The organism is Marinomonas pontica (assembly GCF_026191375.1).
Lineage (GTDB): Bacteria > Pseudomonadota > Gammaproteobacteria > Pseudomonadales > Marinomonadaceae > Marinomonas > Marinomonas pontica.
In genome coordinates this window covers 61,785-76,230 of record NZ_JAODTL010000043.1, presented here as the reverse complement: position 1 = coordinate 76,230, position 14,446 = coordinate 61,785, and the positions used below count along the sequence as shown (strand labels likewise).

Below are 14,446 nucleotides of genomic sequence, written 5' to 3'. Positions count from 1 at the left end.
ACATGAAAGCCTACCGATAGCACTTCATTTGAACCTGTATCGGCAGCATGAGCCCAAACTTTAGTATGAACAAAATAGAATCTTTAGCAGACTTATTCGACATGGTTGGCTGTGATGTAAACTATTACGACCTCGGTCGTCACATCACCAAAATCACCCCACAACAGGCGATCCAATTCGATCGCAAACAGCAAGCCTACCCCTTTCCATTTCGTCAACACGCTTGGCTTGCTTGCCTACTAAAAATGAAAAACGCTCAAACTCAAAACAGCGATAAAGCCGCTGAGCAAAGCGTAATCTGGTTCATCAAAATGCCCTTAGACGAAGCTGGCTGCCTAAACCTCGGCACTCGTGATCACTTCATCAAAAGCATCGTCGATAAAATACTGCGCAAAGGCGAAGAAGCTGGTTTATCTGAAGCGCTAGAAGACAGCCCTTACGCTTTCAAACCTGACCAAGAACGCATGGCCAGCCTGCATGCTATATTGGGCAAAGACCTACGCCAAACACCCTCTCATTACTTCGATGCCGTGGTGAAATACCTCTCTTCTAGCGACCTAGAACAAGATGAAAGCTGGCAAACATTGGGGTTACAAGGCATAGCCGAATTGGCCACCCAAGCGCACGACAGCCACTATAGCGCACTCATTAACAATGCCATTCGCCATGCGGCCAACCCTGTTGTTAGCGCGTTATGCCATGCACTGGAACACGAAAATTTACCGGAAGCCCTACAAGACACCCTGATTGAAAAGCTGCAAACAGAACAAGAACCTTTGTTACAAGCAAGCTATCTGCGCGCCCTTTCCAGAGCAAACCTAGACGACCGACTTTTACTACCCTTGTTTGGATTATTGGGCAGCCTGACAGAATGCAAAGACGATGACCTTCATGCCATCGCCGCTTTGGCGGCGAAATGCCCACATTGGTTGGCTCAAAACCCTCAATTGCTGCGCATCATCATGGAAAAATTGGCACATCGAGAAGACGGCTACATAGCCTTCAAACAAATCGCCGCCGAACTCAGCCAACACCCAGAAACCAAACAACCGCTTTGGACATTGCTTCGCAGTGGACACGCCAGCCCAATACTGGCGCAAGCAGTCAGTCACCTATTCACGCAAACGCCAAGATCGGTACAGTGAGTCATTAGGAAAGAAGAGAAACAGAAGGATCAGAGTCTGTGGCGTTTACAATATAAGACGCCATAAAAAAGGCCCCATTTACCTGAGTAGAAAAAATGGGGCCAAGGTAGTCGTAGATACTTTGTCAATGACGAGTCTGTTTCGGCTCGTTGGTTTGACGCATTCGTTTGCGGTGCTCGACAAATTCATCGCTCAGCATGTAGTCGCCTTGCTCGTTGTGAGCCAATGCGCCACGATTAACCAGCGCATCCAGTGTTTTTGGCAACACTTTTTGTCGACGCTCGCCTTTGATAAAGTAAAACTGTTCGTCTAATTGGATTAGCTTAAACCCCGACTCCAAATACCCAACGCACAAGTTTTGAGTTGGCGTTAATTTGAGTTTCATAATTCACCTCACCTTGCCGTCTCTTAAATTGATCATTTATCGTACACATAACTATAGAATATAGACTCTTTTTCCAATAACGAAAATTTTGCAGCACTAAGATTACAAAAAGATAAAAAAATGCCAAACAAACACCTAAAAAAAGGGAAGGCATCACGCCTTCCTTTTCACTGTCTTACTATGAGCTGGTTACTCAGCAAACACTACGGTCTTATTACCATGCACCAAGACACGATCTTCTAAGTGATAGCGTAAACCACGAGACAGCACCAATTTCTCAATGTCTTTACCAAGACGAACCATGTCTTCTGCTGCGTGGCTGTGACGAACACGAATCACGTCTTGCTCGATAATCGGACCAGCATCCAAATCGGCCGTCACATAGTGACAGGTTGCACCAATCAACTTCACACCACGAACAGCGGCCTGATGGTAAGGCTTAGCACCGATGAAAGAAGGCAAGAAGCTGTGGTGAATGTTGATTACTTTGTGACGGTATTTTTCGCACAAGTATTCAGGGAAGATCTGCATGTAGCGCGCCAGTACAATGGTGTCAGCACCAGACTGATCAATGCAGGCTTCAATCTCTTGAAACGCTGGCATTTTGTTTTCTTTCGGCACCGGGATGCAGAAGTATGGAATTTTGTACCATTCAACCATAGAACGCAGGTCTTCGTGGTTCGCGATAACCCCTACGATTTCACAATTCAGTTCGCCCGTGTGCCAGCGATGCATAATGTCGTTTAGACAATGGGATTCTTTGGTCGCCAACAACACTACTTTCGGACGGTCTTCGCTGTCTTTCACATACCAACGCATGTTGAACTCTTCTGCGATTGGCGCGAATTCTTGGCGGAATGTTTCGACGTCAATATTCAGGCTTTCTGCGTCAATGTCGTGACGCATGAAAAACCATTTTTGCTCTAAATCCGTATGATGACTCGCTTCGATAATCGAGCCTTTGCGTTCGTTTAAGAACTGACTCACCGCCGCTACAATCCCCACTCTGTCGGGACAACTAATCACAAGTCGAAATGTTTTCTTTCTCATAGTAAAACTTATAAACCTTAAAAACGCTTAAAAATAAAAAGGCGAAGCGACACGCTTAGCCTGAATAAAACGTCAGCAAATTATACTGATTTCACTCACTTATGCTGACTTATTCTTAATAATGTAACACTGATGAATTTTGTCGTTACGATCAAAATCTGGATCGAGTGTTTCACGAGTGATGTTTTTCACATCGTATTCTTGCTCTAACGCTTCATCCAATACAAAACGACGATAGTTATTGGAGAAAATCAGCTCCCCGCCTCTCGCCAGTCTTGCCATTGCCAAACGAACCAATTCACCGTGATCACGCTGAATGTCCAACACATCCGCCATTTTTTTCGAATTCGAGAACGTCGGAGGGTCCATAAAGATTAAGTCAAATTTATCGCGGCTTTGTTTTAGCCATTCAATACAATCAGCACGCTCTACCTGATGATGCAAATCCGAGAACTCGTTCAACTCGATGTTACGACGCGCCCACTCTGTGTACGTGTTCGACATATCGACACTTAAAGAGCTGCGAGCACCGCCTTGGCCGGCATGGACTGACGCGGTTGCCGTGTAGCAGAACAAGTTTAGGAATCGTGCGCCATTGGCTTTGTCTTGAATCAATTTACGTACAGGACGGTGGTCAAGGAACAAGCCAGTGTCCAAATAATCTTTTAGATTCACGATGAAGTCGCAGCCGTATTCTTCAACGATCATTTCGTGTTTCGTCTGATCAAATTTTTCGTATTGCTCTTTGCCCGTCTGTCTTTGACGTTGTTTCAAGATCACATTAGATTCTGAAATATTCAATGCCGTTGGAATCGCAGACATGACTTCAAACAAACGCTGTTTGGCTTTTTCTGGATCGACACTTTTAGGCGCTTGGTATTCTTGAACGTGCGCCCAATCCTGATAAATATCGATGGCAACCGCGTATTCTGGCATATCTGCGTCGTACACGCGGTAACATTGGATTTTATTCTTCTCGACCCATTTTTTTAGTTTTTTGGCATTCTTTTGTAGACGGTTGGCGAACATTTGCGCACCCGGTGTCATCGCCGCTTGCGCGACCACGTCTTCTTTAATACTGCCGTCCAACAAGGGGAATCGGTAAGCGCGACATTCAATGCCACCGTTAATCACTCGTGTACTTTTCTCTGGACGAACAGGGATTTGACGCGCCAAATGGTCATTACTGGTCAGCATCATAAACTGCCAACCACGCACATTATTCACCACCCATTCACCTAATTGACGATACAAGGCAATCAAAGCCATTTCGTCACCAATACGCTCACCGTATGGCGGGTTAGTAATCACCAAACCGGGCATCTCTGGCGTAATGTCAAACTCATGCTCTTGGAAAGACGTCATAGTCACATCAATCACACCAGATAGTCCTGCGCGCTTGATGTTTTCACGCGCGGCCGCGATGGCTTTTTGTTCTCGGTCCGTACCTTGGAATCGAATACCCAAGGTCGTAGGATCTTTTTTACGATTTTTAGCGAAATCCATCAGCTGTTGCCACATACGATGATCGTGTTGTTTCCAGCCTTTGAACCCCCAATATGGACGACGTAAGCCCGGCGCGATATCCAAAGACATCATCGCTGCTTCAACGAGAAAAGTACCAGAACCACACATAGGATCAATTAATTGCGTCAAGCCACAATCCGTTCCCCAGCCTGCCCGCAACAAAAGTCCAGCGGCTAAATTTTCTTTAAGAGGAGCCATACCACCATGCTGGCGATAACCGCGGCGGTGCATACTTTCACCAGATAAATCGATGCTCACGGTAACCACATCACGCTTAATGCGTAACGCGATGCGCACTTCTGGCTGCTCTTTTTCGACGTTAGGGCGCTCACCCGTTAGGGCGACAAAATAATCGGCAATCGCGTCTTTCGCACGAACCGCACCAAATTGCGTATTACGAATATGGTGGTTGGTGCCGTGGCAGTCAATCGCCATGGTGTTTGTGACCTTCATGTGGTCAGACCATTGAATCGCTTTTACACCATCGTATAAATCGTCAGCCGATTCCATTTTGAAATTGGCGATGGGCAACATCACGCGAGTTGCAACACGCGACCAAAGGCAGGCTTTGTACATGCCTTCTAAGTCTGTTGTTAGCTTTACTTGTGCTTCGCCCAATCGAGTTTGCGTCAAGCCTTCGGCGTGCAACTCTTTTTCCAAGACATTTTCCAATCCAAGAGGACAGGTTATCTCTAGTGCGTAAACCTGACTTGCTGAATCAGTTGTCTGTAATATCGTGCTCATTTTTAAGTACTTTTTTAGATTTCAATGAATATTCAAGGTAAAAAGCAGGTGAGATTTGTCTCGGCCTGCTTTTTACAAAATGCGCTATGCCACATTAGGGTTGTGGTTAGGAATTAAATGCCCAATTCTCGTTCTCGGTAATACGCGTCTGTGCTGGCAATGGCTTCTTTAACTAATTCTGGACCTTGGTAAATAAAGCCAGAATAAATTTGCACCAAACGGGCTCCGGCTTGCAGTTTTTCGACGGCGTCGGAACCGCTGGAAATACCGCCCACACCAATAATCGGCAACGTATCTTTTAGGTGCTCCGCCAATACACGAACAACGTGCGTTGACGCATCGCGAACAGGTGCACCACTTAGGCCACCCGCTTCTTTTTCAAACTTGTGTCCCGCCACCGCATCGCGTGACAAGGTGGTGTTTGTGGCAATAATGCCATCAACCCTTTGGTCAACCAATGTGTCGGCCACCATTTTAATTTCGTCATCGGTCATATCAGGCGCAATTTTCACCGCTAAAGGTACGCGCTTACCATGCTCTGCTTCGTATCGATCACGAGCCTCTGTCAACGGCGCTATCAGTTGCGCTAGGCTGTCGCCAAATTGCAAACTGCGCAGCCCCGGCGTGTTCGGTGAGCTGATGTTGGCAGTAATGTAATCGGCATAAGGAATGACTTGTGTTAGACACGCCAAATAATCGGCGGCGGCGTCTTCTACGGATGTTGTTAGGTTTTTGCCGATGTTCACGCCCAAAACACCAGGATAACGATGGGATTTTATGCGCGATACAAGATGATCAACGCCTTTGTTGTTAAACCCCATGCGATTGATGATGGCGTTATGTTCTGGCAAACGAAACAAACGTGGCTTAGGGTTACCAGCTTGGCCTTTAGGCGTTACCGTGCCCACTTCCACAAAACCAAAACCCAGTGCACCTAATGCTTCAAACGCATCGGCATTTTTATCCAACCCCGCCGCCAAACCTACTGCGTTGGGAAAACGTATGCCCATCACATCCACTGGCTTCGTGGACGGCAATCCGCCTAGAAATTTATTTAAGCCCAATCGGCTGCTTGCTGCGAGAAGATCCAAAGACAATTCGTGGGATACTTCTGGGTCTAGTTTAAAAAGTAACGAGCGAGCAAGTTGGTACATTGTTAGGGCTCCTAGGCTATTAAAGTCTGGTGAATGCTTTCGCTGAGCTGTGCTATTTATCTAATTTTCAATCTGATTTGTGCTATTTAATGCGTGTCTTCCAAACGAACGCTATGTCAGTTTAGTCACAGCGATCAATTTATTCTTGTCATCAAACTCGACTTCAAACAATCCGTGGATGCCTTGATGGGTAACAAATCGCTGAAAAGCCGTTAAGGGCAACTGAACTTTACGTCCATCTAGGCTGCTCGCCACTAGGTTTTTAGCGGCTCCCGCATACATAGCCTCATATTTAAACGCGGGCAAAGCCACATTTAATACAATTTTTGCCATTTTCGTGTCCTGTACTTACATTACCCTTACAGAGAACGCTCTGTGCGTAAAGATTTGAATCCGATAAGATGAAGACTATTATATTGCGTTGACACTTTTTTTGACAGAAGTATAAGGAACCTAGGTTCGATGGTAACTGTAATTGAGCAATTAAAAGACCACCTAAATCGCGCCGTTGTCGGCCAACCCGAACTCACTCATGAATTACTCGTCGCTTTAATCGCCAATGGCCATGTTCTTCTAGAAGGCCCTCCAGGTATCGCCAAAACCACCGCCGCCAAAGCGCTCGCCAGCGCCATCGACAGTCGCTTTCAACGCATTCAGTTTACGCCGGATTTACTCCCTGGTGACGTCACCGGTTCTGACATTTACCAACAAGAAACGGGGCAGTTTAGCTTTATCCCCGGCCCCATCATGAACGACATTGTGTTGGCCGATGAAATCAACCGCGCACCAGCCAAAGTGCAGTCGGCATTGCTTGAAGCCATGGGCGAAAGACAAGTCACAGTCGGCAACCACAGCTATGCGCTGTCTGATCTTTTTTTGTCATTGCAACACAGAACCCTATCGAACAAGAAGGCACTTACCCTCTACCGGAAGCGCAGCTTGATCGCTTCATGATGAAGATCAATCTTGGTTACCCAAGCGCCGCAAGTGAATTGGACGTATTAAGATTAGTGCGCCAGCAAGACTTACATAAAACCGCATCCAGCAAACCACAACCCATTTGCACACCCTCTGACATTCTTAAGCTGCAACAAAACGCCTTGGCCTTGTATATGTCCGAAAGCGTCGAGCAATATATCGTGCAATTGGTCATGGCAACACGACAGCCTGAGCTTTATCTTGGAGACGCAGGTAAAGGAAGTCACTTGATTGAGTTTGGCGCCAGTCCTCGTGGCACACTCGCGTTAGACCGCTGCGCTCGGGCAAATGCCCTATTAAATGGTCGAGATTTTGTCACACCAGACGATGTCCGCCACATTGCGCTGCCGGTATTACGCCATCGCGTTATTACCACTTTTGAAGCGCAAGCGGCTGGGCTGTCAGTTGACGATTTGCTCAAGCGGTTGATCAGCCACGTTCCCGCCCTTTAATTCAAAGCATTGCATTACAAGGCTTCTGAGTACCATGAGTCCATTATTATCTCCCGTTTCGCCTGAGCTAGATGATGCCCATTTCGCTCTGTTAGGTCATTACGCTAAGCACCTAGGACGAGCGCCCAAAGCGATTCGCTTCGCCTCTCAAACCGGTGAGCGTCGTTCGCGCCAAAAGGGACATGGCATGGAAATGCTGGAACTGCGCGCTTATCAAGCCAGTGATGATTTAAGACACATAGATTGGCGAGTCACCGCTCGAACTGGGCAGGCACACACGCGGCTGTACGCGCAAGAAAACGATCATCAGCGACTATTGCTAATGGACTTATCAAATAGCGCGTATTTTGGCACTCGTCATACGTTTATATCGACACGGCTTATTCAGCTCGCAGGTCTTATTGCGTGGCGCGCCAAACAACAAGGCGATACTTTGTCGTATCGATTAACCTTTGGCAAAGAAGACCACGCAAGCAACCGATCGAACACCTTGCCAACCCTGCTGACACAGTTAAAAAATGCGTCTTACATCCACAATCGTAATCACCCAAACAATAACAACAGCGTTTGGTCAAACACCCTACTGACACATAAAACACACAATAAAGACGTGATCATATTGACCGACAAACAATACTGGGACGACAGTGAAGAAAGTGCTTTAATGCAACTCGCACAACACAATAGCGTTCACTGGATTCAAATCATCGACAGCAATGCCTTTAATTTACCCCCTGGCCAATATCAAATGGCCGATGAAACGGGCGTAAAGCAAGTCACCATTAGCAAACAGAGTATGCAACGCGCTAAAGACTCTTTTTTTTCGCAAAACACCCAGATGCGCAAAAAACTGTCTTCACTGGGCATTCGATATCAAGCGTTTGATCTCACTGAGTCACCCGATAAAATCGCTCGCTACTTACTGTCTCAAGGAGCGCTACACTGATGCCGACTGCAAACACAGCGCAACAAGCGATGGACTTGCCGCACAAAGCGTATATGCTGCCGCAGGCAGTTCCTATGTGGCCTCCAGTGTGGTGGACATGGCTACTGGTCGCGGCCCTTTTTCTCATCATCATTGCTCTGCTTGTTTTATGGTTCCGCCGTCATCAAAAACGCGGCTATCGACGTGAAGCGTTGTCTGTCATTACTCACACATCCAGCTCACTCAGTGACAAAGACTGTATTCTGCTGTGCCATGAAGTGCTGCGACGCTGTTTGATCAGTGAAGGACGACGCGAAACCGCCGCACTTCCCAGCAAAACCCTGTTGGAACAATTAGACCAATCCATGCCTAAAAAGCGCCAGTTTTCATCACTTGGAAGCGATTTTGTTGATGGCCCTTATCGAAGCCACATAGATCTCACTCAAGAGCAACGACTCACCATGATCAAAACCACTTGCTACTGGATAAGGACGCATCATGCTTGAGCTATCTTGGCCTTGGTTTCTTTTACTTTTACCCTTGCCTTTTATTATGTATTTTTTGCCACAGACCAAGCCCAGAGGCGATGGCATCTGGTGGGGAAGCAGTACCGAGCTGCTGAGTAAGCATGACCGTTCAACAGCAGCAAAAAGACCAACACCTCACTACGTCTGTCTTTTGTTGTCTTGGGCATTACTGGTTTTGGCCATTTCTCAACCTGTTTGGCTGGGTGAGCCGACCAAAGTAACACCATCGGGACGCGATTTACTGATCGCTCTCGATTTATCTGGCAGCATGCAAGTCAGTGACATGGCGCTCAATGATCAACCCGCCAACCGTTTGGAAGCGGCAAAGTCTGTTCTATCCGATTTTATTCAAGCTCGCCGAGGTGACCGCATTGGCATCATTGTTTTTGGCTCCAAAGCCTATCTTCAAGCTCCGCTCAGCTTTGACACAAAGACCATTAATCAGCTGGTCCAAGAAACCCAAATTGGCTTTGCTGGCGAACAAACCGCCATTGGCGACGCGATTGGATTGGGCATAAAAAGACTAGAAGACAAACCGTCTGACAAAAAGGTGCTTATCCTAATGACAGACGGTGCTAACACTGCTGGCCGGGTTCAACCGCAACAAGCAGCTTCATTCGCTGCCTCACAGAATGTAAAAATTCACACCATTGGCATCGGTGCGGACAGCATGGTGGTGCAAAGTTTTTTTGGCCCTAAAGCGATCAATCCATCAAGCGACCTAGACGAGACCTTACTAAAAAACATTGCCGCACAAACGGGGGGAGTACTTTCGCGCCAAAAGTACCGAAGATCTACAAAGCATCTATCAAACTCTTGATGCGCTAGAACCCACACCGACAGAAGACATTTGGCAACGCCCGTTGACCAGTTTATTCCATTGGCTTGGCCTTGGCTCCATGTTTTTTTCGCACTTGCCTTGCTTAGTAGTAAACACATTGCATGGAATAATAGATTCAAAAAAGACGTCACGCGCAAAGGAGGCCAAGCATGATGTTGTTCGACTTGATGCATTTTGAACGTCCTTATTGGCTGATCATGTTGCCCATCACCTTAGTATTGGCCTTTTTTTCAGCCGTAATCGGTCTCGCCAAAGCCCTTTAAAAAACGTGGTTGATCCAGTATTAATGCCCCATTTGGTCTATAAAAATACAACAAGTAACCTCAATAAAAGATTGGGCATTGCTGCGGCATGTGTGTTGTGGATTGGCCTAGCTGGTATTAGCTGGACAAAAGCCCCTACCACTATGTTTGAAAACACTCAGAAGACCGTTTTCATCGTTGATCAGTCTTTGTCGATGTACGCCACCGACATCAAACCCAACAGACAAACGCAGCTAAAGCAGACTATTCGAGACATTTTAGAGCAAAGCAAAGAAGGCGATGTTGCGTTGGTTGCCTTTGCTGGTGAGGGTTTTATTATCAGCCCATTTAGCCAAGATAGGGAAACCATCACCCACTTCCTACTCGCGTTGGACCCTATTATTATGCCGATGTATGGCAGCAATCTCAGCAGCGGTGTTGAAACCGCTCTTTCACTGAGCAAAGACCCTTCCGAGCCAATGCATCTGGTTATTTTTACAGACGACGTCAGCCGACAAGACGCCACCCAACTACCCTCCCTGCTGAAAGACAGAAACATTCGCTTGGATTTGGTCGCGATCGGTACAGACAATCCTTCGTCTATTACACTGCCAGACGGTCAGATTTTGCGAAAGAACGGTCGAAATGTCATGCCGATTACGCCTCTAAAAGAATTACAAAAATTGACTGCGTCACTCGGCGGCCAGTTTCATCAGGGACGCTTAACGCCATTAGAGATCGCGCAAATCACCAACACCCCATTGGACAATGCGCAAACACAAAAGGCGCAAAATAAAAGCATTCATTGGATTGAGCAAGGTCATTGGTTTGCTTTGCCTTTCATGCTGTGGCTGGCGTTCCAGTTCCGTAAAGGCATGCTGTTCCTCTTGCTGATGAGCCTGCTATCCTTCCCTTCCGAAAAGACATACGCATCACCTCTAGATTGGTTCCTTACCCAAGACCAAAAAGGCCAAAAAGCGGTAGATCAAGGCGACTGGCAAGCTGCGGATCAATACTTCGAGCGGCCTGAATGGAAAGCGGCGACGTCATATGCATTAGAGAAGTACCCAGAAACGGCTCAACAACTACAGAACATGAACAGAAATGCCGCGGATAATTACAACCTTGGCAATGCATTAGCCCTATCTGGTGACACAGAAAAAGCCATAGAAGCTTATGAGACAGCACTCGAACAAGACCCCTCATTAAAAGCTGCCAAAGACAATCTTGATTACTTAAAGAAGCAACAACAGGAACAGCAAAAAAAAGACCAACAACAAAAAGAACAGAAAAAAAACCAACAACAGCAGCAAGATAAGAACCAAGATAAACAGTCAACTCCGTCAGACTCAAAAGATCAAAATGACGAAAAAGACCCCAATGATTCAAAAAATGACAATAAAAAGAACGAAAAACAAGACAAAAACGAAACACCTAAGGATAATAAGCAAGACAAGCACTCAGATGAAAAAAGCAAAAACGAGCCAATACAACCGCCATTAGACAAAGAAAAAACACAAGCACTGAACCAATGGCTACGACAAATTCAGGATGATCCCGGCTTGTTATTACAGCGGAAGCTTTGGTATTTACATCAAGAAAAACGCAACGAAAATCGATTTTCGCAAGAGGATGGGCAAAACCCATGGTAAAAAAGCACTACTTCATTTCATTACTACCGCAAGACAAGCTGAGTCGCTTGCTTTCTTGCCTAATGACAGCACTGCTTTTTATCACTTTATCCAGTCATCTTTATGCCGCCAGCGTCACAGCCTCGCTTAACAAAAGTGTTTCGACCGAAAACGAAGTGGTTCAGCTAACATTGCGCGCCGATTTTTCCGATACTGGAAATGGCCCTGACTTAACCCCATTAGAGCGCGATTTTGATATTTTAGGCAAAAGCCAAAACAGTCAATTTAGTTTTAACCTTGGCACCAGTACTGCGCTGAATTTTTGGGTCGTGTCATTAATGCCAAAGTCTGTTGGTACCGTTGAAATTCCCGCCATCAAAATTGGCGATCACGAATCTCAACCTATTCGTCTGGTGGTCAAAAGTTCCCCTCAATTACTGGACAATAATGGCAACCCGCCAGTCATGCTCAAAACAGACGTATCTGAAGTGGAACCATACCTTCAGCAGGAAGTCATTTTAAGCGTCAAGCTTTACACCTCTGTTGCCCTCCAAAATGCAAATCGCTCTGTACCGACTCATCCTGACCTTGTCGTTGAAAGGTTGGTAGACGATCAGATGAACTACCAAACCATCAATGGCACCCAATACCAAGTCATCACCCGCGAATACTTGGCCTTTCCACAGCGCAGCGGTGTACTTACGATTCCACCGCAAAGCATACAAGCCATGATCAATACATCGACTGGCCGAAGAATGATTAAAGTACAAAGTGAGCCATTAAACTTACAGGTCATTCCCATTCCTGCGAGCTATACAGGCGACGCCTGGTTGCCTAGTGCAAATGTCTCAGTGTCAACCACACTAAGCAAAACGAGCGAATCACCACGTGTAGGAGACACCCTTATTTGGACGATCAATATCAAAGCGGAAGGCTCATTGCCCGAGCAAATACCGACACTCGATTTTAACAGCACTCGCCAATACAAACTTTATCCAAAATCTCCAAAATTTGATAATCAAAAAACCGCAAATGGCGTCACTGGCAGTCAGACGATTATCGTAGAAGTGGTACCAACGGCCGAAGGCCCATTAACCTTGCCTGACATCAATGTAGCCTATTGGGATACGGAAGCGAGAGCGATCAGCAACGCCAGCGCAACGACCAAAACCATCAGTATTGCCCCACTACCAACTGGCGCGACACTACCTGACAATACCGCCAGCAATCCACCAACAATAAACGAGCCATTGCCTGCACAAACACGCTCCGTTGCACCAATTTCATTGGCTAAAAAACCCACAGAACCATCAGAACCAACGGACACAAACCGCATTGTTATAAATGACACAGAGGACAATCTATCATTCAGACACTACCTGATTGCCGGATTGCTCATTGTGGCAACCCTGATGCTGGTGGCATGGGCGGCTCTTTGGTTTAAACGCAAGAAGTCAAAACAAGACCCAGAACTAGACGTTCCGACATTGCAGGACTTTGCCCCTTTGAACACCAGTGATGAGCAAACGGCTTATACCTCTTTGATTCAATGCTGTCAGCAAGACAACTTATCTGCGTTGCGTTCTCACTTATTGGAATGGGCAAGACATCGCTGGGGAGATGATGAAATTCGTGGCATTGACGACATTAAGCGACTCACCACCGTTCAAATAACTCAGCTTTTAATGGAAGCCGAACTGATGCTGTATTCCAGCAACCCTGCTCACGAATGGCAGGGAGAGCCTCTTGCCGACGCTCTTGAAGAATACACCAGCGGCCAAACCAAACCGTCAAAAGCCAGTCAGCTAAAGACGCTTTACCCTAATTTTTAAGATACCGCTATTTCTAAAAGGACGAACATGATGACTTCATTTCAATCTGGCATTATTGCCGAAGCGTCCAGTGACGCACTTTTCATCACCTTAAACGTGAATAGATCCGATATTAATGCCGTTAAAAACGCACTCGCCGCTATGCCCGCTCTGATTGAAGAGCATCAAGCGCAATTCCCAGACGGCCAACTGCATGCAGCCATCGGACTTAGTCGATTGATATGGGATGATTTAGACAACCAGCGACCAAGACACCTCTCTACGTTCCCTAACATAACTGGCAAAGATATCGATATGGTCGCTACGGATGTAGATTTGATCCTTCACATTCGCTCTTCTCGTCATGATGCGACCTATCTATTAGGCAGCGCCTTGTTTGCAACATTTGGCAATGCCGTCACTTTAGTAGATGAAGTCAGCTGCTTTAAATACCTAGACAACCGAGACTTAACAGGATTTGTTGACGGCACAGAAAACCCTGAAGGAGAACAACGCAAACAAGTGGCTCTTGTTGGCGAAGATGACCCCGAATTTAAAAACGGCTCTTATCTAAATATCATCAGATTTGTTCATGATCTCACTAAGTGGGAAAAAGAAGACATTAAAACCCAAGAAGATATTTATGGACGTACAAAACATACCAACCAAGAATACCCCTCTTCTGAAAAGTCGGTACACGCCCATACCAAACGCACTTCATTAAAAGATGAAAATGGCAACTCGATGGAAATCTTACGCCATAGCATGCCATTTGCGTCATTAACGGAAAAAGGACTGATGTTTGCCAGTTACAGCAAAACACCAACCATTTTTAACCTGATGTTAGAAAGCATGGTAAAAGGCGATAAAGAAGGAAATACAGATCACTTAATGAAATACACTCGAGCCACCACCGGACAGGCATTTTTTGTCCCGTCTAACGAATGGCTAGAATCTCGATCAGGTAAATAACACATTTCATCTGCTAACCCGCACTAAAATGCCCACAAAAATACCAAAAAAAGCCACTTCAT

Annotated in this window: 12 protein-coding genes and 1 pseudogene; 8 read left to right on the top strand and 5 right to left on the bottom strand. The window is 46.2% G+C overall.

Going from position 1 to position 14,446, the window contains the following annotated elements; genetic code table 11:
• Positions 1-65 precede the first annotated feature (65 nt).
• A complete protein-coding gene (locus tag N5P32_RS11620) occupies positions 66-1,145 on the top strand; it encodes a DUF3549 family protein (RefSeq protein WP_265729223.1) in 1,080 nt (359 codons plus the stop codon).
• A gap of 124 nt (positions 1,146-1,269) precedes the next feature.
• Here the strand turns inward: N5P32_RS11620 and N5P32_RS11615 are convergent, their stop codons facing one another.
• The 5 genes from N5P32_RS11615 to N5P32_RS11595 all read right to left on the bottom strand — a co-directional run bounded on the left by N5P32_RS11615 (position 1,270) and on the right by N5P32_RS11595 (position 6,338).
• Entirely contained in the window at positions 1,270-1,530 is a 261-nt protein-coding gene (locus N5P32_RS11615) for a formyltetrahydrofolate deformylase (protein ID WP_265729222.1), read from the bottom strand.
• Positions 1,531-1,719: 189 nt separating this feature from the next.
• Entirely contained in the window at positions 1,720-2,580 is an 861-nt protein-coding gene (purU, locus tag N5P32_RS11610; RefSeq protein WP_265729221.1) for a formyltetrahydrofolate deformylase, read from the bottom strand.
• Positions 2,581-2,679: 99 nt separating this feature from the next.
• Complete coding sequence (rlmKL, locus tag N5P32_RS11605; RefSeq protein ID WP_265729220.1) at positions 2,680-4,851, bottom strand: bifunctional 23S rRNA (guanine(2069)-N(7))-methyltransferase RlmK/23S rRNA (guanine(2445)-N(2))-methyltransferase RlmL; 2,172 nt, start codon at positions 4,849-4,851, stop codon at positions 2,680-2,682.
• A 113-nt stretch (positions 4,852-4,964) separates the two neighbouring features.
• A complete protein-coding gene (locus tag N5P32_RS11600; protein ID WP_265729219.1) occupies positions 4,965-6,005 on the bottom strand; it encodes a quinone-dependent dihydroorotate dehydrogenase in 1,041 nt (346 codons plus the stop codon).
• 111 nt (positions 6,006-6,116) lie between these two features.
• Complete coding sequence (locus tag N5P32_RS11595) at positions 6,117-6,338, bottom strand: DUF2835 domain-containing protein (RefSeq protein ID WP_265729218.1); 222 nt, start codon at positions 6,336-6,338, stop codon at positions 6,117-6,119.
• A gap of 129 nt (positions 6,339-6,467) precedes the next feature.
• On the opposite strand from N5P32_RS11595, the pseudogene N5P32_RS18255 reads away from it, so the two are divergent.
• The 7 genes and pseudogenes from N5P32_RS18255 to N5P32_RS11555 all read left to right on the top strand — a co-directional run bounded on the left by N5P32_RS18255 (position 6,468) and on the right by N5P32_RS11555 (position 14,384).
• Positions 6,468-7,435: pseudogene (locus tag N5P32_RS18255) on the top strand (AAA family ATPase).
• A gap of 34 nt (positions 7,436-7,469) precedes the next feature.
• Positions 7,470-8,381 carry a DUF58 domain-containing protein gene (locus tag N5P32_RS11580; protein ID WP_265729216.1) on the top strand — a complete coding sequence of 304 codons (912 nt, stop codon included), beginning with the start codon at positions 7,470-7,472 and terminating at the stop codon, positions 8,379-8,381.
• Positions 8,381-8,866, top strand: a complete 486-nt coding sequence (locus tag N5P32_RS11575; RefSeq protein ID WP_265729215.1) for a DUF4381 domain-containing protein — start codon at positions 8,381-8,383, stop codon at positions 8,864-8,866. Before N5P32_RS11580 ends, N5P32_RS11575 begins: the two co-directional genes overlap by 1 nt.
• On the top strand, positions 8,859-9,707 hold the full coding sequence (locus N5P32_RS11570) for a VWA domain-containing protein (protein ID WP_265729214.1): 849 nt from the start codon (positions 8,859-8,861) through the stop codon (positions 9,705-9,707). Before N5P32_RS11575 ends, N5P32_RS11570 begins: the two co-directional genes overlap by 8 nt.
• A 289-nt stretch (positions 9,708-9,996) precedes the next feature.
• Positions 9,997-11,622: a VWA domain-containing protein gene (locus N5P32_RS11565; protein ID WP_265729213.1), complete on the top strand. Its 1,626-nt coding sequence runs from the start codon at positions 9,997-9,999 to the stop codon at positions 11,620-11,622.
• Positions 11,616-13,433 (top strand): BatD family protein, encoded by a 1,818-nt coding sequence (locus N5P32_RS11560; protein ID WP_265729212.1) that lies wholly within the window; start codon positions 11,616-11,618, stop codon positions 13,431-13,433. Before N5P32_RS11565 ends, N5P32_RS11560 begins: the two co-directional genes overlap by 7 nt.
• Positions 13,434-13,460: 27 nt before the next feature.
• Positions 13,461-14,384: a Dyp-type peroxidase gene (locus N5P32_RS11555; RefSeq protein ID WP_265729211.1), complete on the top strand. Its 924-nt coding sequence runs from the start codon at positions 13,461-13,463 to the stop codon at positions 14,382-14,384.
• Positions 14,385-14,446 lie beyond the last annotated feature (62 nt).